Annotated in this window: 14 protein-coding genes and 1 pseudogene; 6 read left to right on the top strand and 9 right to left on the bottom strand. The window is 60.3% G+C overall.

Annotated features, from left to right (window positions below; genetic code table 11):
* Window positions 1-616: 616 nt before the first annotated feature.
* Together ACQCSU_RS14530 and ACQCSU_RS14525 are read right to left on the bottom strand one after the other, a co-directional pair.
* On the bottom strand, window positions 617-2545 hold the full coding sequence (locus tag ACQCSU_RS14530; RefSeq protein WP_426975991.1) for a UvrD-helicase domain-containing protein: 1929 nt from the start codon (window positions 2543-2545) through the stop codon (window positions 617-619).
* A complete protein-coding gene (locus ACQCSU_RS14525) occupies window positions 2542-4497 on the bottom strand; it encodes an ATP-dependent nuclease (protein ID WP_426975990.1) in 1956 nt (651 codons plus the stop codon). The genes ACQCSU_RS14530 and ACQCSU_RS14525 overlap by 4 nt, the downstream gene beginning before the upstream one ends.
* A 708-nt stretch (window positions 4498-5205) precedes the next feature.
* Here ACQCSU_RS14525 and ACQCSU_RS14520 point away from each other — a divergent pair.
* Together ACQCSU_RS14520 and ACQCSU_RS14515 are read left to right on the top strand one after the other, a co-directional pair.
* Window positions 5206-5712 carry an ImmA/IrrE family metallo-endopeptidase gene (locus ACQCSU_RS14520; protein WP_426975989.1) on the top strand — a complete coding sequence of 169 codons (507 nt, stop codon included), beginning with the start codon at window positions 5206-5208 and terminating at the stop codon, window positions 5710-5712.
* A gap of 2 nt (window positions 5713-5714) precedes the next feature.
* Window positions 5715-6698, top strand: a complete 984-nt coding sequence (locus ACQCSU_RS14515) for a hypothetical protein (protein WP_426975988.1) — start codon at window positions 5715-5717, stop codon at window positions 6696-6698.
* Between the two features lie 96 nt (window positions 6699-6794).
* Here the strand turns inward: ACQCSU_RS14515 and ACQCSU_RS14510 are convergent, their stop codons facing one another.
* Complete coding sequence (locus tag ACQCSU_RS14510; RefSeq protein ID WP_426975987.1) at window positions 6795-7346, bottom strand: hypothetical protein; 552 nt, start codon at window positions 7344-7346, stop codon at window positions 6795-6797.
* Between the two features lie 697 nt (window positions 7347-8043).
* Between ACQCSU_RS14510 and ACQCSU_RS14505 the strand changes: the two are divergent.
* Window positions 8044-8809, top strand: a pseudogene (locus ACQCSU_RS14505) (DDE-type integrase/transposase/recombinase); the annotation flags it as partial.
* 814 nt (window positions 8810-9623) lie between these two features.
* On the opposite strand, the gene ACQCSU_RS14500 reads toward ACQCSU_RS14505, so the two are convergent.
* Window positions 9624-11291 (bottom strand): competence protein CoiA family protein, encoded by a 1668-nt coding sequence (locus ACQCSU_RS14500; protein ID WP_426975986.1) that lies wholly within the window; start codon window positions 11289-11291, stop codon window positions 9624-9626.
* Between the two features lie 453 nt (window positions 11292-11744).
* Here ACQCSU_RS14500 and ACQCSU_RS14495 point away from each other — a divergent pair, with 453 nt between their 5' ends.
* Both ACQCSU_RS14495 and ACQCSU_RS14490 read left to right on the top strand, forming a co-directional pair.
* Window positions 11745-11933 carry a hypothetical protein gene (locus tag ACQCSU_RS14495; RefSeq protein WP_426979800.1) on the top strand — a complete coding sequence of 63 codons (189 nt, stop codon included), beginning with the start codon at window positions 11745-11747 and terminating at the stop codon, window positions 11931-11933.
* Between the two features lie 1745 nt (window positions 11934-13678).
* Window positions 13679-16084 carry a hypothetical protein gene (locus tag ACQCSU_RS14490; protein WP_426975985.1) on the top strand — a complete coding sequence of 802 codons (2406 nt, stop codon included), beginning with the start codon at window positions 13679-13681 and terminating at the stop codon, window positions 16082-16084.
* A 313-nt stretch (window positions 16085-16397) separates the two neighbouring features.
* Here the strand turns inward: ACQCSU_RS14490 and ACQCSU_RS14485 are convergent, their stop codons facing one another.
* From ACQCSU_RS14485 to ACQCSU_RS14465, 5 genes are all read right to left on the bottom strand, one after another.
* A complete protein-coding gene (locus ACQCSU_RS14485) occupies window positions 16398-17261 on the bottom strand; it encodes an endonuclease/exonuclease/phosphatase family protein (protein WP_426975984.1) in 864 nt (287 codons plus the stop codon).
* Between the two features lie 285 nt (window positions 17262-17546).
* Window positions 17547-17885: a hypothetical protein gene (locus tag ACQCSU_RS14480; protein WP_426975983.1), complete on the bottom strand. Its 339-nt coding sequence runs from the start codon at window positions 17883-17885 to the stop codon at window positions 17547-17549.
* 236 nt (window positions 17886-18121) lie between these two features.
* Window positions 18122-19189 (bottom strand): YeiH family protein, encoded by a 1068-nt coding sequence (locus tag ACQCSU_RS14475; protein WP_426975982.1) that lies wholly within the window; start codon window positions 19187-19189, stop codon window positions 18122-18124.
* 92 nt (window positions 19190-19281) lie between these two features.
* On the bottom strand, window positions 19282-20367 hold the full coding sequence (locus ACQCSU_RS14470) for a phosphotransacetylase (protein WP_426975981.1): 1086 nt from the start codon (window positions 20365-20367) through the stop codon (window positions 19282-19284).
* 63 nt (window positions 20368-20430) lie between these two features.
* Complete coding sequence (locus tag ACQCSU_RS14465) at window positions 20431-21795, bottom strand: aspartate aminotransferase family protein (RefSeq protein WP_426975980.1); 1365 nt, start codon at window positions 21793-21795, stop codon at window positions 20431-20433.
* A gap of 230 nt (window positions 21796-22025) precedes the next feature.
* Between ACQCSU_RS14465 and ald the strand changes: the two genes are divergently transcribed.
* Window positions 22026-23147, top strand: a complete 1122-nt coding sequence (gene ald, locus ACQCSU_RS14460; protein ID WP_426975979.1) for an alanine dehydrogenase — start codon at window positions 22026-22028, stop codon at window positions 23145-23147.
* Window positions 23148-23156: the final 9 nt, after the last annotated feature.

The raw sequence follows: 23156 nt of genomic DNA, 5'->3' as shown, positions 1-23156 counted from the left end.
CCCAGGGCATGCGCCGTGAACTACGGGACGGCGACATCTACTTTGCCTTCAGAAATATGGCCACCGCGCTTCAGTCATTTCGCGTAGCCTCCCGAACGGATCAAGAAAACTTCTTAGTACCACCTCCCGAATCAACAGGCTCCAAACGATGGGACACTTTGCTCGCAGCTGTTGTAGGGAGGGAATGCGATCGGCTGAACATTGCCAGGCCCGATTGGACCAGACCCGCCCCTCTACTGGAGGAATGGGTGGTCACCGCGGCAAAGAAACCTACCGCAGCTTGGATCGCGAGGACCAAGGGCGGTGCGCCCGAAGGACTATCGCGTCTGAACCTCTGGGTATATGTCCGTGACCTAGAGGGTGCGTAGCACTTGTCATGAATGGGTTTTAGGTTCACGAGTCGGAGGCGTCGCAGTCCTTTTGGCATTAGACTCAGCTGCCCTAACTGCTCCATAAGTTCCTGAAACCACCCGCAGGGTATGGCTGACGCAATGAGCCCAGCGGAAAGGTCAGCGTTCCGGCGGGAGCATGCCATCCAAGGGTCCCGGTAACCACGGCTGGCTCTTCGGTTACCGGGCTGCCCAGTCCTAAGACCCGAGCATTGAACGCCCGCCAACTAGTTCCAATGCGTTTCTTTCACTCCGGCGCTGTCGAGGAGTTCGTATAACGCGCGGATGCCTCCTGTGCGGTGTCCTGGAGTGGTGGCTGTGAAAATGACGCGGTGCGCAGCCCTGGAGAGCCCGACGAAGAAGGTGGAGGTGGCTTCTTGGCTGTCCTTCTTGTAGGACCACCATTGTTGATCGTCCAAGCCCAGCATGATGACCGTGTGGTATTCCAGTCCCTTGCTGCGGTGGATAGTCATGAGTGTGGCTGCATCCTGCGCAGCTACGTCAGAGAAGATTTGGCTCCAGCTGCGCTCTGCCTTCATGACAGCCCGGAGGCGCTCTGTCAGTGCCTCCAGAAGGAGGGCGAGGTCATCTCCGGCGTGTTGGGATCGCACGAAGGCTTTCAGTTGTTTGGCTTCAACGATCAAGGTTGCGCGTTGAATGACGCTGACAGGATCCGTCGTCGAAACCGGGTTCGTCCTGAGCCATTGTCGAAGGTCTGAGGTGAATGCGCTGAGGTGGTCGGCGCTTGTACGTTCCTCACGGACACTGTGCTCATTGCCGTTGATCCGGTTGAGCAAGGCTTGGGTTTCGACCCAGGTGGAGGCGAGCCCGAATTTCTCGGCGGCGAGCTGAAGCACTCCTATGAGCAGTTGGATGACGTCGTTTTTCAGGAGTTCTGTGAGGCGGAGCTTGCCGTAGGTGGTGTCATCATTCCGGAGAGAGATTCCACGCCGGGACAGTGCGATGGCGAGCGTGGGCTCTATATCGGCCACCTTTTGTCGGGCGACGAGTGCGAAGTCCGACGTGCTCCGCCCGGACGACGAGATATCGGTTGCGATCCATTCGGCGATGTGCTCGGACTGGCGGGCTTCGTTGGGGTAGGTCCAGATCTCGAGAGGGACATGTCCTGTTTCGCTTTTGGCTTTGGATACCCCTTGGGTAATTGCCGGGTCGAGTTTGCTGGCGACATGGTGCTGCGCGGATACCAGTTCGGCTGACGAGCGGAAATTCCAGGTCAGATGGAAGCGTTTGGCGGAGAAATCCTTTTCGTAGCGCCCCATGGCGTCTTCGAGGGCACCGGCAAAACGCATGATTCGCTGCTTGCTGTCTCCGACGGCAGTAGTATCGACGCCTGGATGCCCGAAGACAGTCTGAAGGAAGGTGATTTGGGCGCTGGTGGTGTCTTGGAACTCGTCGACGAACACGAATGGGTAGGTGGCGCGTAAGGCCCTTGCTATGCGGGGGTTTGAACGAACGAGGAGGTCCGCAATCCGGTTGAGCATCGTGAAATCGACCGTCGGCACACGGGATCCCAAGTATTGTTCTTGCCACCAGGACCAGGCGGCGTACTCCTCAGCCGATGCTGGCACTTCTTCGGGGTTTAGAGGCAGCTTCCAAATCCCGACGGTATCGGCCAGGAATCTGCCAGCATTGATGGAGTACAGCTTGCGTTCCATCCCCGCGGGGCCATTCCGGGCAATCTCAGTCAGGAAGTCGCGCACTGCTCTCTCATACCAGAATTGGATGTCGTAGCCTGCATGGTCAAAGCGCCACGGAGAGGGCAGCGCCTGTGCGAAACGGTCTACGAGTCCTTTGGTGAACGCATCGAAGGTAAGGGACACAAAACGATGTGCGTGGTCAGGAACACGTGCGGCAACGCGGCGTGCCAGATTGATCGCAGAGTCACGCTTGTAAGAGATAGCCAAAATTCGGCCCGGCGCGCGGCAGACACCGGTTTGCAAAAGGTACGCCGCACGTTGCGCAAGGAATTCCGTCTTGCCCGCCCCGGGGCCGGCCGTAACAGCAGCATTGCCCGTATGCCGCAGGGCCTCCCAGGCCGTTGGCTCAAGATCCTCAATGTCCGTCGGCCGCCACAACCCAGGCGCCACCGTACGGGCACCTGCCAACTCCTCCGGATATTCATCATCAAGATTCATGGCTGAACACGCTCACGAACGAACTCAACCAAGGCCTTCAAGACCGGTGGCGGATCAGCCAAGGCTCCTTCCTGCAACTGGCTCAGGGCACGCAAGTGCGTGGCAGGCTTGGAACGATTACTGAATAGATACCGATACCAACGCAACAGCTCCTGTTTCTCTTCGGAATCTTGTTTATTCGTCGGGTTCCAGTATTTCCGCCCCCGGCTTGTACCCCCGGTGCCAATAACTGATTCTGTGGCATCGGAGTTCTGTGGCCCCCGCTCCCCGTCGTCCAACGATGTGTAGGCATCCCAGTAGTGGTCCAGCATCAGCATGTCCAAATCGAGCAGTGCCGAGAAGAACACTCCGTGTTCCCTCAATTTGTCCCGCACGGGACGAAGATACTGGATAGCCAGGTCATCACTGATGTCTTCCACCGATGCGAACCCGTCCAAAGCAGGGATCACATCGTGGCCGAATTCTGCGAGGAGTTTGCACGCATTCCGAAAGCGTCCCGCACCCCCACCTGCGCGCCCATGGTCGAGGTCAAGCAACGTCGCATGCGGAATTCCCAAATCAGTAAGCAACCGCCAAAAGTGCTGCGTATGCCGACCACCTAAAGGCACCATGGCCACAAACGACGGATCCAAATCGAAGCCAAGGCCGCGGGCGATCGCAGGTAAGACAACCTGCTCAGAATCCCCCTCACCAAGCAAGACAAACCGCGCGAAATACAACTCTGGATGGGCTCGAACAGCCTCACGCACATAGGTCCCGGCTACCGAGCCATCCAAAGGCAAAGTGATGGCTCGAACAGAGACACCACCCGTGCCGCCATCGAGACGGAAATACCGAACAGCACCGGGGTCAACCCGCCCCAACGCGCTTGCTGAGTGTGTGGACAACAGCACTTGCACTCGGGAACCTGCACCCAGCTCCAGAAGCTGGCTGACGATGCGGGAGAGGTAGAACGGAGAGAGATTGTTTTCGGGTTCCTCCACGGCAAGAACAGTCAATGCCGGCAAGTTAGTTGCCGCCGAATCAAAACTGTCGTTCTCCGGATCATTTGCAATTTCCGATTCAAGGTCCAACGAAGCTGTAGTCAACGCCAGATGCAACAAAGAGCGTTGGCCGTCGCTAAGGAGCCGGGCAGGCCGGGCTGTCTTCATCGGATCTGGTTCAAATGTGAGTTCGGCACCACGCAGAAACTGGTCAATATCAGGTTCGAGAGGCTGGAACCGAAGGGTCGAATGCGTGCCCGCCCCATGTAACTGCTGCCACCTCTCACCAAAGGCCGTTTCGACGGACTGTGTGGCCTTCTCCTCATGGAACTTCTTACCGACGTCAGCGGACATCTCGCGAACAAGGTCACGCAGGTCGTTTGACCATCGAGCTGCGCGCCACAAGCGACCCCGCAAGAATGCAGTGACCTGGCGGGCTCCATCTCGAGAGGCCGGCACATAGACAAACTGCACACGGGATCGTTCAGCGGGCGAAAACCTGTGTTCATCGTCGCTGTCGTAAGTATCCGCGAAAGAGGTCACGGCCATGAGACTCGTCTCAATCGCACCGTCAACCGTGCTGTCAGCTGTCCAGCTCGACTCAAGCACAATGCGGCATTTGAGGTTCCCTTCATCGTCAGCCGCCATGCGGCGGAAAAACTCCGGAACAAATCGCCTGTCCCCGTCCTCGCTGTCCAGTTCGGGGAAAGCCAGGACAACCTCGATCGACATCGACCGCGTTGTGACCTCTTCGTCGCCGCTCCCATCAGGCGGAACGTGAAAGTCATCGAGCCGCACGCTTCGTTCTTCAGCCGATATGCCAAATACGCGTTGGAGTGCTTGGCAGGCCGCGGTTTTCCCGCTCCCGTTGTTCCCGATGAACGCCGTAAGGTCCGGCTCGAACTCAATCTTCTCCGGCTCATCACCAAAACACCGGAAATTCCGCAACGTCACGGATTCGATGTGCATCTTGTCCCCCTTTGACACCAACTGGTGCCTGAGAGGCTAGTACATCGCCGCGGACTCGTTGGATTGTGACAGCAAGCTCGCAGTTCGAACTTCGCTTTAGCTTGCTCGTTAGCGGGTGTGTCGGGCGGTTTCTTTCATCAAGGCGCCCCTCGACACTGCCCTGAATAGCTGCGGCGGGATGGTGAACTATGGAAGCACTCCGGGGTGGTGAACCACCTCGCCGCTGGCGGGTCCACAATGTTCAAACCACAGTGCACGGACCTGGCGACGGCCTTGCTCACCCCCAGAGATTGTCATGAAGTAGCCCTCTGCGGACTCCCATCACTGCCTCGACTACGGTGGACGAACGTACGGGCTGCCTCCGGAACGGGATCCCTCTGGCGAATGAACGTCTGATTCCCCCTGCGACATTTACGGAGGTCAACCGATGGATGCGGATGCGAAGTATCCAGGCGAACGCGCTCACGCCGAATTCTTCCCAGCAGGAGCAACGGATCCGGCGCCAGCATCTGATAAGCCAATCAGCGCCCCTCCCACAACTTGGTGGATGCACTCTTGCTTCTATTCATGCCTCTTCGATGACGTCACCAAGCTGGACAAAGATGCTTCTTGCGAAAGAGTCGTCAAAATGTAGCGCAGACGAGACGCAGATGACAGCGTGAGTGGTCGGCGGCGCAATAGAATGTAAGCCGGAGGGCGGGGAATATTATGGTGTACACGACACAGGAATCTGCGCTGTCGAACAGTGCGATATCGAACTATGCCGAGATGGTGGGGCATCATCACGGCATCTACTCGCCCTCAGGACGGGCTGATCTAAAGCATCTTCTGGACAAGCTTGGCGGGACGGTCGACGTTTCCAACTCCATCTTCGCTTCGGAAGCATTGACCGTGTATGGGCCTCAGGCCGGCTTCGTCGTTCACCTGCCACCGTTGACATCCGAACGGCGAGATCGCTTCACGATCGCTCATGAACTGGGTCACTACTTTCTGCATTATCTCGAACCTGGCCGGACGGAGCGGGTCTCTTTCGGCAGGGGGGAGCGGAACCGCACTGAGACGCAGGCTAACGTCTTTGCAGCTTCTCTCCTCATGCCGGCAGACTATTTCAGGCAGGCCTACAGGCGGCTCGGAAGTGACTGGTTTGCTTTGGGGGACGAGTTTGGGGTCTCGGCCAAGGCCGCTGAAGTCCGTGCCCAAGCCCTGAGGCTTTAGCGTTGGCAGCATCTAGGGCGAAGTCGAAGTTGTTCATGTCCTGCGACCTCGTGGGATCTACCAGTTTCAAGCAGACCCAGCGTGGCTGGCAGAAGGTGTTCTTGAGCTTCTACTGGGAGTTTCCCCAGTTCTTGGTGGATGCCGACCGTGCTCAAACTCAACTCGATAATGAGAAAACATCCTTCTCGTTGTGGAAAGGTGTGGGCGACGAGCTGCTATTTGAAGTCGACGTCACGACGGAGAGGCAGATCAGCCGTGCCGTCCGCGTGTGGCTGGCCGCAGTGGGGCGCTACGAGGATCAGGTCCTTGCTGACTACAAACTTGCCCTGAAAGGGGGAGCGTTCATTGCAACCTTCCCAGGTCCCGACAGCGAGTCCACTATCCCCATTAGCCCCGAGGATGAGGACTCCGACGAAGCTGTTGTTGTTCTCAACGACAAGGCACTGACAGGTCAGCGCAGGACGCGTCGCTACCTCTATGACTACTTCGGCCCCAGCATTGATACTGGTTTTAGGGTAATTGGGCGTGCGGAACGCAGATATTTCACCCTGTCCGTAGAAGTCGCATGGGCAATCGCCCTAGCCGCCCATGCCGCCGCGCCAGACGATGCGAACGAAAAGACTCACGTAGTCAGTGACTTCGTATTCAAAGGTTCGCACATCCTCAAGGGAGTCTGGAGAGCGAGGGAGTATCCGCTTTTCGCCATCGACCGGGAATGCACCGACAAAGTCAATGAGGCTGTTGCCGACATGAATGGCGAGCGGCTAAAGGCGGAGCAGATAATTAGGGTTGGTACAGCCTGCGCCAGCGACGAGCACTGGCCATTTGCCCTGTACCTTCCTGAATCGACGCACGCCCGCTTCCAGGAGAAACCTGAAGACGTGATGGCGGATCTGCTCCTCTCCGAGTCAACTCGAGAAGGAGCAGAGACCCTTGTCGACGATGAAGGCGGAGAGTCGCTGGAAGATTCGCCACCGCTCGGATAAGCGCCTGTGTGAGCACCGTGTGAGCTCGGACCATAAGACACCGGGGGCCATGGCATGGACCCCTGCATACGAACGGCTGCCCATAGACTGGTGGGCTTAGCTGATGGTTGCCTGTCCAGGCCATGCTCTCAGAGCAGCTGTTCGGAGCTGCTCGATCTCTTCCTGATGAGTGTTGCCGCACTCCTGCCGGAAGTATCCTTGCAGGGCTTGTTGGAAGGCCAGGTAGGAATCGGGATTCCTCTGCCGGAGGGTGAGCGTCGAGAGGGGAACGGTCCGCGGTATCGACAGCCCGCTTGAAGGTACGGTGATTGGGCGCAGGAGGCCCTTCCTGCCGGGTCGGCCGTCGATGATCTCGTAACCGATCTTCCCCTTTCCCCTCGTGACGACATCACCGACCTGGAAGCGGTCCACGGCCCGCGGAGACTCACCGAAGTACCACAGGCTCTTCCCACATTTCGGACAGGCTTCAAGCTCTTTGGCCTTCGCTTCGTCCTCAAGCGTGCCCGGACGGATATCGGCCACAAAATTCCGGCTCATCGCCCCATGGGAAACGATTCGCTTGATCGGCGGGTACTTCGGGGATGCCGTGTATCCGACATAGTGCCTGATCGGATAGACCTCCCCCGAAATGTCGATATCAGAGACCATCGTCGGCCACCCGTAACACAGAACATACACATGCTCCTGATGCTCACGACACTCTGCCGGGCACGGACGCGGCATCCCATCGTCCCAAACGAGTTCTAGCCCCAGCTGCACCTCGACTCATTCCCCCCGGGCCTGCGGCATCTTTGACCCGTCCCCTGCCCGCACGGTGGCGGTAAAACGACGCATATCAGTCGTCTGCTTGCGTCGCCAGTGTCAAGGAACCCGCGAACGAGATTGGTCTTCTTCGTCAGTTTGATTCCTTTTCCCTACTGGCTGACTGGGGAGAAATCTTGCAGGCTCTACCATCGCATCTTCATGTCATCACTGAAAGTTTATCTGGAGCCTGGCAAGCGTGTTCTCATCAGCCGCGAACCGCTGGATCCTGAAGCGTTCATAACCGCCTACCGTCGACTTGGTTGGATCTCCCAAAGCCAGCACCGACTCCTGCGGTCTGTACTAGACGCCATTCCCGCTGCTGTTCCGGCCATACTACTTGCTCCTACGCAGGAGCAGTTCAGGCCTTCCATGGTCAACGAGCGGAAGCTGGCAACGTCCCGTCACCCCCGAATCAGGACGGCGTCGGCTGTGATCCCCGTCCACCGAGGACTCCTACGGAGTGGTTGGGTCCCCGGATAGAAGTCCAGTGTTTGTGTGAGTTTCGTGTCCGAGAATGGACACAGGAGGAAATTCACGAATCATGGCACGCAGACACACCCCCGAGCAGGTCATCGCCAAGGTCCGGCAGGGCCAGAAAATGCTCAATGACGGCCTCCCTCATCGCCTCCGCCGGGTGTTCAAGCCGGTAAGAACATCATCACTGGAAAATTCTGAGCCCCGAACCCCGCCGCCGTGCCGTGCGCATGGCGGTGGAGAAGTTCGGGGCTTCCGAACGCTTCGCCTGCAAGGTCATCGGCCAGAACCGGTCAGCCTTCGGCAAGAAGAAGCCCGACATGGGCTTCGAGGAAGTGCGGCTCCGTGCAGCCCTGCGCGCCGTCGCGGTGACGCACCCGGCGTGGGGATGGCGGAAAGCCCGCTGGCAGCTGCTCGCCCAGCCGGAGTGGGCTGGAGTGGCGCTGAACAGGAAGCGGGTGCGCCGGCTCTGGCGCGACGAAGGACTCACCTGCAAGCCCAGGGCGAGGAAGAAGCGGCGGACCGGGCCCGGAGCCGGGCAGCAGAAGCGTCTCACGGCCGAATATCCGATGCACGTGGTCAGCTTCGACTTCCAGTCCGATGTGACTTCCTGCGGCCGGAACATCCGCTTCTTCAACGTCATCGATGAATACACGCGCAGCGCCCTGGCCATCACCCCGCGCAGGTCGTTCAAAGTGTCGGACGTGGTCGCGGTGCTGGAGAACATCATCGCCGAAACCGGCACCACCCCGACCTACGTCCGGTGCGACAACGGGCCCGAGTTCACTGCGGCCGCGCTGATCGGTTGGTGCAATACCGCCGGCGTGGATACCGTTGTTCACAGACGAGAGATCAGTGTCCGAGTGGTTACGCTCGACCGTCCGTCGGCGCGGAAATACCAGCGCACGGTTCTAGGCGTCGAAGGCACGTGCTTCACGAGCAGTGTGGATGACTTCAGGAAGGCCTTGAGCAAGCCAGTTGACCTGCTCGCGATCAGCACCCACGGAACGCCAAACGGATTCGTAGGGTTCGGCTGGCATGAGGGGATCGCCGCATCTGATCTGTCGGGGCTTTGCAAAACTCTACTTGTGCTCGCTTGCTCACAGACCTCTGACCGTGCGAAATCCGGGCGAAGCAGTTCTCGGCCGTCTCTGTAGTGCTCGCCACAGGGGAACCTGAGTCGAGAACAGCGGACCGATCCATAGCCAGATTTCTCCATCACCCGGAGATAAGGTTGAACGGTGACGCAGTGTTGGAGTCCCTTCTGGCCACGCCTCGGCCAGCGAGGCAACACGCTTCCGCGGGTTGGTATGTATACGAAGAACGGACCCGCGAAGGCGCGCATCTGTGACTTTGGATCGTAGCGGGCGAAATACCCGCGCCATGGCACTCCCCTGCTGCCGACAACCCAGTGGCACGAGATCGTTTAGTCAGCCCAGCCCGCCTTGGACACAACCCCATCCCCCGATGGCATATGGTTCACCAGAAAAGGTGCTCGTTTGAGCCGGGGCGAAACGGTGAGTTGATGGTCTGTCCCGCTGCCTGGGCGCTTTTCCCTACCTGTAAATGCCTCTGCATCACCCGCTCCCATAAAAGCCGTGGCTAGTGAAGTCTGACGTTACTAGCTGGGACTGCCACGCACTTTCTTTATTCGCCCCCGAAGATGAATCTGCCGATTTTCCTTAGGATGCCTTTGGCTTTGTGTTGACTCCGGTTTGCTTGAAGGTGGTCTTCAGGCTCGGGTGAAATGACCCGCTTCGCGACAGGCGCCAGATGGGCCGCGCTGTGCGTCTCGGGTGTCAACCGAAACTCGTCGGAAGCCTGAGTCCGTTTCTCATCTGACTGCTTTTCTGGTTCCTGTGGTGCCCGCGTTTCAGTCTCGGAGCGCTCTTCTTCGACTTGCCTTAGGGTTGCTTGGGTCGCGGCCTTCCGCTGCTCCTCGTGGGCTTTGAGTTGTTGTTCTTCTTGAGGGGCTTGTTCCCGTTCGCGAAGAAGCGCTTCGTTCCGGGCACGTTTCTGCTCCAGGGTTTCCAGCTTGCGGAGCAGCACCCATCCCTTCTCGATGCGTTCGGTCAATCCTTCCTTGGCAAGAGCGGTAAGGAAGGACTGAAGGGAGTTCGTACGCTGTGAAATGCTGCGGCTGGTAGGAATGCGCTCTTGGCTCAGTACCTTCCAGCAGTCCTGTTCGGTGATCTCCTCACCGGGTTGTTTCGGGTGGACCAGGCGTTCATAGAGGACGGCATGCCAGTGAACTGGGTTGGCGTGTATTCCTCCTGGCTTGTTGTCGTAGTTGTCGATGACTTTGGGCAGTTCCACCCAGCGTTCGATCATTTCGGCTCTTAGCGAGTGTTGCTCCCATTCCGAGCGCCAGAGGGCCCACCGTTCCGTGCGTTCCTGTTCTTCGCGCTTCTTGCGTTCTTCCTCCTCTTTAAGTCGCTGCTTTTCAGCCAGTTCGCGTAACCTGGCTTCCTCCGCCTGCCTTCGTCGTTCGGCTTCGGCTTCTTCTCGTTCTTTGATGGCTTTATCTATCCGGCGCATCGTGGGAGTGATCAGCCCGTCAGGGGTCAGTTCGCAGTCCGCGATAGCCTCCAGGGCAAGCCAAGCTGTCGCCTGTTTCGAAGCGACTTTCGTGGTGAATCCTTTGTCTCCGGCCAGGGTGCCGATCTGCTCGGTGCCGGGGTTGATGATGAGTACGTGCTTCCCGGTTTCGGCGATGATGTTCGCCTGTGACGGCACCTTGACTGTCCTGTCCCAGCTTCCTGCCTGTTTCCGGGTGGGCTTGAAGTTGGTGTGCCCGAGAAGCCATGTGGAGGCGATATCTTGGGCGGTGAAGTCGTTCTGCTTCGCTATCCATGGCCCGTATGCGAAGTTCTTGTATTCGACCTCCAGAGCCAACAGCATCTCGGTGGGCCTGTCCCACCTCACCAGCACGTCAGGTCGGCGGTGAAAGTCCATTGCCTTGTCCTTCAGCGTGGTTTCTTCAGTCACTGTCGCTTCCGGGGCCTGAGCATCGGCCCAGGTGAGGAGCATGGCCTTGCCAGCCAGATGATTTAGTGTCTCTGGTCCATTCCCGCCGTGGTCATGCCCTTTGGGATGGTAGAAGCTATCCCGTTTCGAGCCTCCTCGGGTGTTGATTGCCACATCACAGTAGGGAATGATGCAGGCCCAGTTCGCCTTCGCCTCAGACCGCTTCAGGTTCGCTTCCCCGACCTTGAGGTAGATGCGTTCCCCAGTTATCCGGTGGCGGGCCCATAATTGTCGGGTTTCTCCTGCGTCCAAGAATTCGCGCAATGTCTCATCATCATGCAGTTTCATGACCTGCCCTACCCGCCCACTGGAATGCGGCCTCTGAGCCAGATAGTCGCTCCCACCACGCCTCCTCGAGAGGAGGCCTGCTCATCCGTTCGGGAAAAATCCGTAGTCTCCCCTTGTCGGAATCTGTCATCGGATTGAACTTGTTATTCATACGTCGCATGTTCTCAGACGCCCCTGACAAACAATGCCGCGAATGCGACTTTTGCCGTAGGTACTCATCGTTCTGGAGCGTCGGAGCCTATGCAGCCGCCGAGGAGCATCGCCGGCCCAAACGCCAGCCAAGAGGTGGGACACGTACGACCGGGCCGCGTTCGTCCCGTACTGAGCTGCCGCGGGGATTTCGGACAGCGGAGTTAGCTAGTGCCGGTGTCCGGGACCGTCTCAGAAACACCCTGGACGGCACCAGAGTCCGCTGGTCCTTCCTGACGCTCTCGGGGCGACCCGGCCGGGGCACTGGACCAATTTGCCGAATCCGCCAACGCATCGGTCATCGTCGTTGGCACCCGCGAACTTGGCCTGGGAATCCGGCTGGAGCAGCTGCTTGTCGGTTCCGTCGCGGTCGAGCTCACACACCGCCAGCAGCCAGCCGGTTCTTTGCATCCGCTCCCACGACAGACCACCTCAGGAGACCTCACTGACTGAAAATTAACAACGGCTGGTTCCACATCAAGGGTTTCGCCGCGTTCCAGCTGCAGGGCTTCAACTACCCTGGACCTGGAACAATGCCGGCAGCACCTCGAACGTCGCCTTCAGCTGGACTGCCTCCACAGGAACCCCGGCGCCGACGGGCTACCACGTCACCCGGATCACCGGGGCCACCTCCATGCTGCCCTGCGGCAGCAACCCGGACGCGGGCTGCGGCGAAAGAACGCGGAGCTTAGGCGGGCGAACGCACGTGGCCCCGGGCCTGAGTGGCTGGCCATCCACCGCTCACCCACCTTCTATTGTGAAGGCTGCGACTTTCACCACGCACCGAAGGATGGCACGGCCGGCCTAACCAAAAAGCAGAAGCAACTTCTCCTCGCGAACGGAATCAGGCGGGCCTAGCGGTGTCCGGCGTCAAGAAGTTGGACTCCACCAATATGGCATTTGAGGTCCCATTCATGCACGCGTGGCGGGCATGGGGACACAATGGAAAGCGCCTTCATGCCCGCCATCGCTTACGGAAGTAGCACAGGTCAGCCCCGCGAGATCCTGTTCCGCCTCCAGAGTTCTTTGTCACCGTTCAGGGACTTCGAGCGAGACGGAATCGCGAGCACGCCATACCGGCTCACGCCGAGGGAGTACCTTGAGATCCATTGCGAGGAGCTGCCCGTGGAAGCGTGGATGGACTTGCCGCCCTCTTTCTGGACGGCCAGGCTCACTATGGCAGGTCCTCCGTGTGAGCAGCGACCCGCTGATCCTTCATACGACCGACGCGAGTGTCGTCCCGCTACATCAGATGTCGGCGGCCGCCGTCCCTTCGGATGGCTAAGTAGGGCCCAATCGAGCACGTGAGCGTGGGCCCGAGGGAAGGTGCTCCTCACAGACGCGCGGGTCCTGGCACTAGTGGATAACCTGACGCAACTCCTACGGCCACAAACGGTCGAGGAATCATCCGAGGGTGGAGGCGTTGACGTCGTCGTTGTTCAGATCGAGGGCCGGAAGTCGACAGCCCTGTTCGCCCGTAACTTGCCGCCACGGTCGTGCATTCGCCATGCCACCTCAGGGGCGCCGACAACAGGTGTGCTAAACGAGACCCTTAGCCTGTGCTAGCACCTTTGGACTCACGGAAAGATGCCAAGTCCCAGAAGGGGTCTAGGTAATTCGTAATACCCCCGCCAGAAAGAAAGGCCCTGCTTCCCTTGTAAACAAAGGGAAGCAGGGCCTTTTGCTTTGTCTGGAATTCGTCCCGCAGTAACGCAGCGGTAACAAACATTTCCCGGGTGCTCTTCGCCGATAGCGCCGAGGAGCAATGCGCAGCTCACAATTGACTCGCTCACCGAGACGGCCGAGTCGCTGGTCCGTCACACAGCTAGGCCGACATCGAGGCTCCTGTCATGCGTATTGAGGCGAACTACCGCAGGCACGCTCCAGTGATCTTCCAGCACGTTGGGCTAGAAGGGGCTACAGCTCGCATAGGTCTCGCTACCACTGAGCCGAGTAAGGCGTCTACAACGCGAAGTCCCCTGAGCAATCGCTCGGTAGGACTCATCCAGGCTCGGCGATGGAGCCAATCGACGTCAATGAGAATGTCGCTCGCCTCATCACCGAACTCGCCGCGCACCAGCGCCGCATAGACGTCTGCCCAACGCGCCGTGTGCCCCTCGGCTCTTCACTGATAGGTCGGTACAGTATGTTTCATGTCAGGACAGAAATAGTTGGTCCTCACAGGTACCGTTCAGTCTATGGAAAATTTTGACCAAGCCTTCCTTGCGATGAGCGCTTTGGCGCCGATTATTGAGCAGGCACGAACCGAGGATGTAAACGAAGCCGATACGCGGTTCAGGGTCATAAACACGCTTATCACAGATGTCCTTCAGTGGCCAGCCTCCGCCGTTCAGAATGAGCTGCACACAGAGAGTGGCTACATGGATTACTGCGTTGGAAGCGCAGGAGCACAATTTGTCCTGGAAGCAAAACGAGTCGGTGTCCACTTTGAGCTACCGCACGGTGCGACTTCTGCGGTGATGTCAATTCCCGCACTCGTATCAGGCTCTGCCGCTGGAAAGAATCTGCAAAAAGCCCTCGAGCAGGCCTCACGTTATGCCCAAGAGCGAGGGGTTCCAATCGCGTGCGCTTTCAACGGATACCAATTGGTGGTTTTTTTTGCTTCTCGGACTGATGGATTGGCCCCGCTAAAAGGACGAGCACTGGTTTTTGCCAGCAGTAGTGCACTTCTCGATGATCTACTCATTCTTTGGAACAACCTGTCACCGGAGGGAGTCGCGAACAGAGTCCTACACCAAACCCTCCAATCTTCAGTTCCCTTTCCTCCCGACCCGCTGGCCTTCAGGCTCAATGATTACCCAGGCAGTCAACGTAGAAACGATCTTCAGACCGGGCTCCAAATTCTTAGCGACCTTTTTCTCGGCGATCTAGAAGATCTTGAAGGATTGCAAGAGGAGTTCTTACGAGAGTGCTACGCGTCGAGCGGGGCCCTGTCGCAATATGCCGAAGTCAGTAAGCAAATCCTGTCCACTCGGTACGAATTGTTGTCCGAGGTAGGAAACGCCTCTGTCCAAGAAGCCAGCGGTCGACGGGGCGTGACAGCAGGCTTCACGTCCGATGTGATGCAGGCGGCGCTGTCTAATAGGCCGGTTATCCTTCTCGGAGATGTTGGATCCGGGAAGAGCACCTTCATCGAACGCCTGATTCATGTCGATGCCAAGGAAGTGCTGGGTGAAAGCATCAGCCTCTATGTCGATTTTGGGGCCTCATCGACTCTGAAATCACTATCGGAGCATGTCTTGGATGCGTGCGTCAATCAACTCCGCGACAAATATGAGACCAATGTCATGGGCTTGAAATTTGCTGAAAGAGCTCTGAAAAGTGAGCTGCGCCTGTTCGACGAGTCCCCGGCGGGCTATCTCAAAGACATCGATAACGTGGCTTATCAGACGTCGCGTATTCAGTTCCTCCAGCAGGAACTAAGCGACAGATCTAACTACCTTCGCAAGGCTTTTGAATGGATTGGATCATCTTGGCGGCGCCAAATCGTCATATTCCTGGACAACGTTGACCAGCGCAGCAGCCAGGACCAGAACGAGGTGTTCCTGATCGCGAATGAACTTGCTCGCACTTGGCCAGCCACTGTCTTCGTTGCACTCCGCCCGGAGACTTTCTATACCTCTGAAAGAGAGGGGGCAATTTCCGGCTACCACCCCCGAGTTTTCACGATTTCGCCGCCGCGTACCGATGTCATGTTGCGGCGTCGCATCGATTTTGCTCTCAGGCAGTTGCGCGATTCGGGACGTCTAAATTCGTTTCCGACTGGAATTCAAGTTGACAGTGAAACGCTGGAGCTTTTCCTTCAGATACTTTCGGATAATCTCAAAGCCAATGATCCGTTCGTGCGACTAGTCGACAATCTGGCCGGGGGTAACATGCGGATGGCCCTTCAATTCGTTACGGACTTCGTCGGTAGCGGCCACATCAACACGCAGAAGATCATCGAAATGCAACAGCGTTCCGGTCGGTACACCATTCCTGACCACGAGTTCCTCCGGTCCATCATGTTCGGAGACAACAGGTATTACGATCCAGATTCCTCCCCCGTTCCGAATTTATTCCGGCTAACACGTAGAGACCCCAAAGAGCACTTCGTCTTGCCTCTTTGTCTTGCCCACATTCAGAAGGCCGGCGAACTTGATGTCGATCATGGGTACGTTGCGGCAAGCGAGATTTACCGCTACTTGCAAGCGCTCGGATATGAGGCGTTGGAGGTAGCGGACTGCCTGGAATACGCCCTGCGTTTCCGCCTAGTGGATTCAACTCGAAAGTACGGCAAAGCCGTTTCGGACGAGGTATTTCGCATCACAACCGTGGGTGCTTACAGCTACAAAACTCTCATAGACAAGTTCACCTACCTGGACGCGGTCTCAGTCGACATCTCAATTTTGGACGCTGACGTGCGGGTCAATGTGCGCGATGCCTTTGACCTTCGTCAGAGGGTTGACCGGGCTGAGACCGTCCTTGCGTACCTAGACGACCAATGGGCGCACGTCCCCGACAGCCCTGATTGGAATTGGGAATTCGCGTCAGTAGCCCTACGGGCAGATATTTCTAGGGTGAGGGGTCGTCTCCCGCAATGAAGCATCGAATTTTTGTTCGATGTCCCGAATCCCTCGGGTTCCAAGGCATCTCGACGAGCCGACGACCGCCGCGTGGCAATGCTCTGATTTTTTTCGCGGAATAATGCCGGTCCTCCCCGCCGGCGACCCTCGTTGTCCTTCGAAGTCGACAATCTTCAGGCTCACGTCGATCGGCTCGCCGAGGAACGGCCCGGTTGGTGGCATCGGCCGCCATGAGGATGCCCGCGAATGGAGAAGGCGTCTCCATCGTTGATAACTCATCGAAGTAGGCGCCTTCTACTGAGTCGTTCAGTCACGGGAGCGCGCTTTGCGGCTACTGGAACGTGGCGGTGGTGTAGATCAGGTTGTGGTCGGACGGCGGTCGTCCACCGACGATCTGATTGCCAGACGGCGTCCAGTTCTCCCAGTACTGGACCATGATGCCGTTGGCAGCACCGACGTACACCTGATCAATGCGGTAGTCACCGACGGCCGGACGCCTGTAGTCGTTGTAGGTGTTGAATTCAGGGTGCATCCTTGCAGCCGTGAGCCCGTAACTGTCCGCGTAGCCGATGGCGTTGAGCTGGATTGCGTGCGGGGCCGAGATACTCGAAGGGTCGTTGAAGTCTCCAGTCACGAAGGCCGGCAACCCGCCGGGGTTGACCCGCTTGATCTCGGCGGCGAGCTTTGCTGCTTCGGAGTTGCGGGCAGCCTGCCCGCCAACGCCGACCTCAAAGTGGGTGTTGAAGACGAAGAACTCTCTGCCTGTCGCCCGGGACTTCAGCTTGACCCAGGTCATCGCGCGACCGTAGTCCGGATACGGCTTGAACTCGAAAACTTTGTAGCTGGAAGCAGTCAGTTTGAACAACCCCGCACGCCACATGATAGGGATCGGTTCCGCCGTGCCGTTGGCAGGCTGGTACATGGCGTAACCCGTCATCCGCCGAATGTCTGATGCCTGCGTGTATTGGCGCCGCCCAACCGTGATGTTCGGCGCTTCCTGGATGCCAATCACATCAGGCTTTACCGTGTTGATGACATTCTTGACGCCGAAAACGCGTGAATCCCAACGAGGGATTTCGGGCTGTGACACCTCGCGCCAGGCCGAGTCGACGTTGTACGAAGCGACTGTGACGGTAGTGGTGCTCGCCGCGTTTGACGGTGCGGCACCGAGCACGGAGGTTCCGACGGCAAACATGAGGACCGATGCGGTGGTGGCAGTCCTCGTCTTCCTGGATATGCTGCGGTCAGGATTTTTCTGCTGGAAAGATAGCAACGTGTTCCCCGTTCGCTGATCCTCAACCGTCCTGATGAGTTTCTCGATAACGCCGAGGCCTCAATTGTAGGGCGCGGACGGAGCCAGATACAGGGCATCAGCCAAGCCTGGAGAAGCCGTCAACGCAACGGAAAGACCCCTGGTTCCCATTGCTTACCAGGGCACCAAGGACCTTTGCCTTGCCGGGGCTGGGGCTTGGCGCGGGCCTTACACGTTTTCAGGCCGGTGATCGCCCTTATGGCCGCGCAGGTTGTCCTGCACCTTGCCGAACAAATCCTTGATGGTTGACTCTGTGTTGGTGAGCATGTCCGGCTGAACGTAGACCTGCTGGGTCGGAGGAAAGCTGTAGTGGGCTGGAAGACCGCCCGTACCGTCCACCCCTTCCAGCGCGATGGTGACTCCGCCCTCCTTGCGCGCAATCGCGCCGATCCGGCCGAATACCACGGTGAATTCGTCCGGCTGGAAGCTCACGGTCAGTCCGACGTGTGTACGGTTAAGATCGCTTGCTGCGACGGCCTTCTCGTTACCGGTCCCTGAATAGCTCATGTCCTTCTCCCGACGTCGTTGCCGTTGTACGCCAGCAGTCTACGTCTGTGCCGGAACGCCGCATAGGGACGGCGTTGACTCGTCTCATACCTCCGCGTAGCCGGATACGTTGCCTCAGCTGAAAACCTCCGCCTGGATAGTGCTGGCGGGTGATCCCGTGCACCGGTGTGCCACTACGGCGATGGCAACAACGAACGCCGAAATGATGAGTTCCGTGGTGGTCATGGCGTCCACTCCTAGATAAGTTGCACTCCCACATAGGCGAGTACTCCGATGAGGCCCCACGAGAGCATAGCGGCGACAATGGCCCTGCCGCTGGTGTGCAGCAGGGACCGCATCTGCACCGATGCCCCCAGTCCGAAGAGGGCTGCGGCCAGCAGAAGATCCTGGGCGATGGCGGCAACTTGCAGGGCCGCATGCGGCAGGATTCCCAGCGTCCGCAGCACGATCATCGCCATGAATCCGGCCACGAAGAGCGGGATCAGCGGCGGGAACTTCAGGTTGCTTTTTTCGGTGCCGTTGGCCGCCGCCCGGCTGCGGTAACGCTGCACCAGCGCGGCTCCGGTGACCATCGGGGCAAGCATCAGGACTCGGGTGAGCTTGATGATCAGCGCTCCGGCCAGGGCGGTGGCACCGGCCGTCTGCGCGGTCGCCACAACCTGCCCCACATCATGGACCCCGGCCCCCACCCAGTGCCCGAACTGGACATCGTCCAGGCCGAGAGGACCCTTGAGGGCGGGCAGCACGGCAATGGCAAGCGTTCCGCACAATGTCACGAGCGCGATGGGGACGACGGTGCCGCGGTGGTCCGTCTTGGTCACCCCGCTCATGGCGCCGATGGCGGAGGCGCCGCAGATGGAAAAGCCTGCGGCCAGGAGCAAGGGCTGGTCGCCCGGAAGTTTCAGGGCCTTGCCCAGCAGCAGTGTCCCCACAAAGGTCAGCAGGACGATGCCCACCACGATCCCCAGCGTCGCCCAGCCGAGCTCGGCCACGTCAATGAGGCTGAGCTTCAGGCCGAGCAGCACGATGCCGAGCCGCATGAACCTCTTCGCGGCCAGCACCAGCCCGGGCTGCATGACTCCTTCAACTGCCGTGCTGATCCCGGGCAGGTTCGCGGAGAGGATGCCCAGGATGACGGCCACCGTGAGGAAGGGCAGCACCGGCACGGCCGCGTGGATGAGCCACGCGGCGGCGACGGCGGCGGCTGCCAGCGCGAGCCCGGGCAGCCGCTTGTACCGCAGGCCCCGGGAAAGAAGTCCACCCTGCTTGTCGCTTCCTACGGGTGTGGCAACGTCTTGTGTCATGGTGGTCTGCGATCCATCCGGAGCCGGCACGCGCCAGGCCCAGGCCGGATCTCCTTTCTTTCGAGGCAGCAATTGAAACGGTGGCCGGATGCTCAGGCCGCTGAGGGCGGAAGCCCGGGCCGGCCGGTGGCAGCGGCGGCGGAGAGCGACTGCATGGCGCTCAGCAGGCCCACGGAGGCGATGTCCTCCGCGCTGCAGCCCCGGGACAGATCGTTCAAGGGTGCGGCCAGGCCCTGCAGGATGGGGCCCACGGCGACGGCTCCGCCGAGGCGTTCGGTGATCTTGTAGCCGATGTTCCCGGCATCCAGGCTGGGGAACACCAGGACATTCGCCTGGCCTGCGACCTCCGAGCCGGGCGCCTTCGACGCACCGATCGTGGGGACAAGGGCAGCGTCGAACTGCAGCTCGCCGTCCACTTGCAGCAGCGGGTGACGGGTCCGCAGGATCCCCATCGCGGCCCTGACCTTGTCCACGTGCGGATGAACGGCGCTGCCGCGGGTGCTGAAGGACAGCATGGCCACCTTCGGAGTCTGCCCGGTCAGCGCCTGGTGCGAGGCCGCCGCCGAAGCGGCGATGTCCGCCAGCTGTTCCGCGGACGGATCCGGCACGACGGCGCAATCGCCGAACGTCAGTTCCCCGCCGTCGGGAAGGAGCATCAGGAATGAGCTGCTCAGGGTGGTGCAGCCGGCAGCCAATCCCACCACACGCAGCGCGGCACGGAGCACCAGGGCTGTGGGAGCGCCCGCCCCTGCCACGCAGGCATCAAGGTACCCGGCCCGCAACGCGGCCGCGGCAACATGGACAGGCTCCTGTTGGGCCTGGGGCAGCTGCCGGGGTTTGCGGGCATAGGCCTCGCCGATCAGCGCGGCGACCGCGCTGTCGCGGGCCAGCGCACCGACGTCGAGGATGGCATCCCCGGGCAGGGCACAGCCCAGCCCGGCGGCCAGCCGCCGGATTTCGTCGTTCCTGCCGATCAGCCGGGGCTGGAGAATCCCTTCGGCCGCCAGCATACTGGCGGCGCGGACGGCACGTGCGTCCTCGCCGTCGGCGAATCCCACCACCCGGCCGCGGCCGGACAGTTCCTGTCGCCAGCGCTCAAACACTGCGCTCCCCGCGGGCCGCGCTGCCTGCGATCCCCGCTTGTTAGTAACCGCCGTCGCCATCGTCTTGCCTCTCATATCGAACCCTGCGGAGACCCCCGTCAGGGAGGTCTCCGCAGGGGGAAACCGGGAGCCGCGGCTTTAAGGCTGGATGGCCTTTTCGACGTCGTTGAGCATGCCGTCCACGCCGTGCAGCAACGCGGACAGGACCTCGGCGTCGGCCACGAGCGGCGGGGAGATCATGATCATGGTGGCGCCGCGGTCGTCTCCGCGCAGGATCACCTTGGTCCGCTTGAAGGACTCGGGCAGGACTTCGCGCAGGACCTTCAGCGACTCGGCCTCGGTCAGTTCGCGGCCGCTGAAGCTGTCCGCCATGAGTTCGATCGCGTAGAAGAAGCCGGTGCCCCGGACCGCCTTGACGCAGCGGTGCGAGGATTTCAGGGATTCCAGCGCCTCCCTGATCTTGGGGCCCTGTTCCTGGACGTTCCCCAGGACGTTTTCGTCCCGCATGGCGGTGATGTTGGCGACCGCGACGGCGGTGGACACCGGGTGCCCGCCCCAAGTGGCGCCGTGGGTGAAGACTCCGCCCGTGGAGGAGTTGAACAGCTCCTGGACCAGCTGTTCACGGACGATCAGGCCGCCCAGGGGTGCGTAGCCGGAGGTGGAGCCCTTGGCGAAGGTGACCATGTCCGGGACGACGCCGGTGACGCCGTAGCCGAAGAAGTGGCCGAGCCGGCCGAAGGAGCAGATGACTTCGTCGGAGACCAGGAGGATCCCGTACTTGTCGCACAGGGCGCGCAGTGCCGGCCAATATCCGTCCGGTGCCACGAGGGCTCCGCGGCCGTTCTGGACCGGTTCGGCAAAGATCGCCGCAACGGTTTCGGGGCCCTCTTCGAGGACCACACGCTCAATGGCTCGGAAGCAGTCGAGTTCGGTGACCGGGCCGCAGTCGCCGGTGAAGCCGAGGGTGTTCGGGACGCTGCGGATGCCCGGCAGGAGTTCGCCGAACGGGTCCTTGATCTTGGGCAGCTGCGTGATCGACAGGGCGCCCATGGTGGTGCCGTGGTAGGCCATGTCGCGGCTGATGACCTTGGTGCGCTGCGGCTGGCCCTGGCTGCGGAAGTACTGGCGGGCAAACTTCAGGGCCGTCTCCACGGCTTCGGAGCCGGAGTTGACGAAGAACGTGGTACCCAGGTCGCCGGGGGCCAGGTCCGCGATGAGGGCGGCGGCCTCGATGGCCGGCGGGTGCGCCGAGCCCCAGTTGGAGGCGTAGGCCAGGGTGCTGATCTGTTCGCTGGCTGCCTTGGCGATGTCCTTGCGGCCGTGGCCCATGTTCACGCAGAAGAGGCCGGCGAGGCCGTCCAGATAGCGGCCCCCCTCTGTGTCGATGAGGTAGCTGCCTTCGCCACGAACAAAAATGGGGAACTCGCTGTCCCAGGTGTCCTTGCGGGTGAAATGGGGTCCGAGGTGTCGTCGGGCCTGGGCCCTGAGTGTGGTGGCGTCCACGATCATCTCCTTTTTGTCGAGGTGAGTAGCGATGATCGAAAGCCTAGGCGCGGGTTCCGGCGGGCGTCAGTGCCACATGGGCGCCGTCTGATGGGACCAGTTTGGTCCCTTCAGTTGGAACTCTTCTGGCCCTTCTGGTCCCATCCGGGCCCGGCCCATACTTCGATAATGCTGCGCAGCCCGCACAGCGGACTTATCTGACAGCACCCATCAACAACACGGAGGTCCCAATGAAGATCGGCATCCCGAAGGAAATCAAGTCCCACGAATACCGAGTGGCCGTCACGCCTGCGGGCGTCCATGAGCTGGTTGCCCACGGGCATGAGGTGTTCATCGAGGCCGGCGCAGGGATAGGCTCGTCCATCGCCGACGATGCGTACACGGTGGCGGGAGCCAGCATCCTCCAGACGGCCGACGAGGTCTGGGCCACGGCTGATCTGCTGCTTAAGGTCAAGGAGCCGATCGCCGAGGAATACCGCCGCATGCGTCCGGATCTGACGATCTTCACGTACCTGCACCTGGCAGCCGACGAAGCCTGCACCCGGGCGCTGCTGGACGCCGGTAGCACCTCCATCGCCTACGAAACGGTACAGCTTGAGGACGGCTCCCTGCCGCTGCTGTTCCCCATGAGCGAAGTGGCCGGCCGGCTGGCTCCCTTGGTGGGCGCCCAGTGCCTGACCCGCCCCGAGGGCGGCCGCGGCGTGCTGATCGGCGGCGTCTCCGGCGTCGCACCGGCCCGCGTGGTCATCATCGGCGCCGGCGTCTCCGGCATGAACGCCGTCGCCGTGGCCGCCGGCATGTGGGCCGACGTGGTCCTGTTCGACAAGAACGTGGACAAGCTGCGCGCCGCAGACCGCATGTACCAGGGCCGCGTCCGCACGCTCGCCGCCAACCAGCTCGCCATCGAGCAGGAAGTCATCCAGGCGGACCTGGTCATCGGCGCCGTCCTGGTCCCCGGCGCCAAGGCCCCGAAGATCATCTCCAATGAACTGGTCTCCCGCATGAAGCCCGGCAGCGTCCTTGTGGACATCGCCATCGACCAGGGCGGCTGCTTCGAGGACTCGCACCCGACCACGCACCAGGAACCCACCTTCCGCGTGCACGGCTCGGTCTTCTACTGCGTGGCCAACATGCCGGGCGCCGTCCCCCACACCTCCACCTACGCCCTGACCAACGTCACGCTGCCGTACGTGCTGCAGATCGCCGACAAGGGCGTCGAGCGGGCCGTGGCCGAAAACGCAGCGCTGCGCTCCGGCCTCAGCACCCTCGGCGGTCAGCTGACCAACGCCGCCGTCGGCGCAGCCCACGGCATCGATGTCATGGATTCAGTGGATGCTGTGGCATTTAGCTAAAGTCAAAGA

It is taken from the genome of Pseudarthrobacter sp. O4 (assembly GCF_050157025.1).
Classification (GTDB): Bacteria; Actinomycetota; Actinomycetes; order Actinomycetales; family Micrococcaceae; genus Arthrobacter.
This window is presented reverse-complemented; position numbering and strand designations above follow the sequence as displayed.

Coding starts and splice junctions, on each gene's coding strand:
- ACQCSU_RS14500 (WP_426975986.1), bottom strand. CDS start 11,291: ATGAAACTGCATGATGATGAGACATTGCGCGAATTCTTGGACGCAGGA.
- ACQCSU_RS14525 (WP_426975990.1), bottom strand. CDS start 4,497: ATGCACATCGAATCCGTGACGTTGCGGAATTTCCGGTGTTTTGGTGAT.
- ACQCSU_RS14480 (WP_426975983.1), bottom strand. CDS start 17,885: ATGAGCTATTCAGGGACCGGTAACGAGAAGGCCGTCGCAGCAAGCGAT.
- ACQCSU_RS14485 (WP_426975984.1), bottom strand. CDS start 17,261: ATGTTTGCCGTCGGAACCTCCGTGCTCGGTGCCGCACCGTCAAACGCG.
- ACQCSU_RS14470 (WP_426975981.1), bottom strand. CDS start 20,367: ATGAGAGGCAAGACGATGGCGACGGCGGTTACTAACAAGCGGGGATCG.
- ald (WP_426975979.1), top strand. CDS start 22,026: ATGAAGATCGGCATCCCGAAGGAAATCAAGTCCCACGAATACCGAGTG.
- ACQCSU_RS14510 (WP_426975987.1), bottom strand. CDS start 7,346: ATGGTCTCTGATATCGACATTTCGGGGGAGGTCTATCCGATCAGGCAC.
- ACQCSU_RS14490 (WP_426975985.1), top strand. CDS start 13,679: ATGGAAAATTTTGACCAAGCCTTCCTTGCGATGAGCGCTTTGGCGCCG.
- ACQCSU_RS14530 (WP_426975991.1), bottom strand. CDS start 2,545: ATGAATCTTGATGATGAATATCCGGAGGAGTTGGCAGGTGCCCGTACG.
- ACQCSU_RS14475 (WP_426975982.1), bottom strand. CDS start 19,189: ATGACACAAGACGTTGCCACACCCGTAGGAAGCGACAAGCAGGGTGGA.
- ACQCSU_RS14520 (WP_426975989.1), top strand. CDS start 5,206: ATGGTGTACACGACACAGGAATCTGCGCTGTCGAACAGTGCGATATCG.